The organism is Endozoicomonas sp. ISHI1, assembly GCF_024606225.1.
Classification (GTDB): Bacteria; Pseudomonadota; Gammaproteobacteria; order Pseudomonadales; family Endozoicomonadaceae; genus Endozoicomonas_A.
In genome coordinates this window covers 1-2177 of the sequence record NZ_JAGRPU010000115.1, presented here as the reverse complement: position 1 = coordinate 2177, position 2177 = coordinate 1, and the positions used below count along the sequence as shown (strand labels likewise).

The window sequence follows — 2177 nt, the reverse complement described above, 5'->3', positions numbered from 1 at the left end:
ATAAAAGCTCGTTATGCAACCATTGCCGCTCATTTAAACATTCAGAATTTTGATAGCAATAAAAATATTGACGCTCAACAGGAACACCTGCTGCAAACATTTAAGACAATGAAAGCCCGGGAAGAAGGTCTGCGTCAACAACTTAAGGCAATGAGTAATCAGCTCGATATAGAGGATTTTTACACCAAAGTCAGAAAAGACGCTCTGGCAGTGGTTCTTGGCATTGATCCGGCCAAAGACACCCGTCTGAAAGACCGCGCCAGTATAGAATTAAAGGTAAATGACAAGCTCTTGGAGCTTTCAAAGCTGGAAATTGAACTGGAAGACATCAAAACACCGGGCCATCCCAAACTGATGCCCGAGGTACTGGAGACAATTCGTAGGGTATTGATAGCTCATGTGGGGGGTAAATACTACAAAGAAAGTGAAAGTGTGTATGTCCTTCGTCAGTTCATTTCTAAAGACATACGTGAACAAATCATAGAAGCCAGACAGCGGTCAGAGGAAGAGGCCCTGAGGACACTTTACCAAATGGAAAGATTACTCAACATCAAAGTCAATGGAGATGATTACAAAACAGCAAGACTGGAGAGGATTCTTACAAGACTTGATGCCGGTGATATCTCAAATGACGAGCTGGATAAGATGCTCGAGACGCTCTGGTGGGAAGACAGGCCAGACTGGGAGGATTTGGAAGGGAACCCTTTGGAAATGGACATCAAACGCATGACGATTCGTGATCGTCTCAACTACGTAATCAAAGAATCGGATCAGCGAGCCAGAGAACAACAAGCAAGTCGTCTTATCGTTCTGGAGGACGAGCTGGATATCGACCCTCATGAAAACCCTCATGCTATAAAGAGAGGCAAAAGTTTCATAGCTAAACTGGCCAGTGATCTGGAGGTAGAGTTTGAAGACGATGCCAACCTGTCTGTCCGGCAATATGCTCTGAGAGACAGAATTCAGGAATTACGGGGCAGAGTAGACGAACTCTATGAAGATGAGGGTGCCAGGAGAATCTGTAACAATAAAATTGCTCATCAACTCAACATTAAAGATTATAAAGATGATGCCAGGATCGACGACCAGAACCGTCTTATTGCAGCAAAACTCCAACAGCTGGATAAAGAAGTTTTCAAAGCGGGTCAGCCTGACGTTAATGAGCGTATCGCAGCCATTGATGATGAGCTTGACAGGCAAATCGCTCGCCTGGGACCTAAACCACGATACAGGCTTGATCGTGATGTAGCCACAGCCAGGTGGTTAATAGCAAAAGCTGAAAGTAAGCTGGCAGGTTTTCATCGCAGACTGAATAAGCTTCGTAGCAGTGAAGATTACACAAATGCCCATGGTCGGGACGAATCCCATGAGGTCGAGGGTGAACTGCTTTTAACCAGGAAAAAATACACTCAAGTCAAAGGTGGGAGTGATGGTACTGACGGTAAAATCCGGCATCTGTTTCTGGAACAGGCCTATCTGGAAGATGAAATTGAATTCATGAAAGCAGACATTCAGAGACTGAAGGAGGCCCTGAAGGCGGCACAGCAAGCCGTCAAAAACGACGGTGGTCCCTTCCAGTATACGCCGAAACAGGTAAAAGTTTGGACCGCTATTAACGCCTTCGTAGAGCAACACTCTATCAAAAAACAAGCTCTGGAAGTGGCATTCGGTCTGGCAGAATTAGCAGTAGAAAGTGGTAAGACCATACCCTACCTTCCGACTTTCGATTTTGATGATGAATTTGCACCGATTCACTTGCAGGCACTGGTCGGAGACAAATTGACGTTTAAACAGGCCAGTGGGATTGTGGAAGTTTACAAGAGCCTGAAGACAACCTTCCCGGGATCCCCTATAGAGCCTATTGAAGATCTGCCCGGGAGTGACATGAATGAAATCTTCAGGCTTCTGCGCAGAGCCAGGTATTCGATAAAAAAAGGGGCTCTACAATACGACGACGAAATTTACAGCATGGGCAAAACAGCCCTCCACTTCCTTGAGCTTCAATCAGGGGGCCCGAAAAGCTTCTCGAAATACTTCGCTACCCATTCTGCCAGCGGCAACAAGATCATAAGTCTGCTGCGTGAAGGTCTGATCAACAAGGTTGAACTTAAGAACTACATAAAGGCTGTCAGAGATGTCGAAGGTTATCAGACAGTGGATGAATTTGAGCACTTTCT

At 45.6% G+C, this 2177-nt stretch carries 1 protein-coding gene; it reads left to right on the top strand.

Features of this window, described 5'->3' with window-relative positions; all coding sequences use genetic code 11:
- A partial coding sequence (locus KBW69_RS23270) for a hypothetical protein (protein WP_257282515.1) occupies positions 1 to 2177 on the top strand: 2177 nt, incomplete at both ends.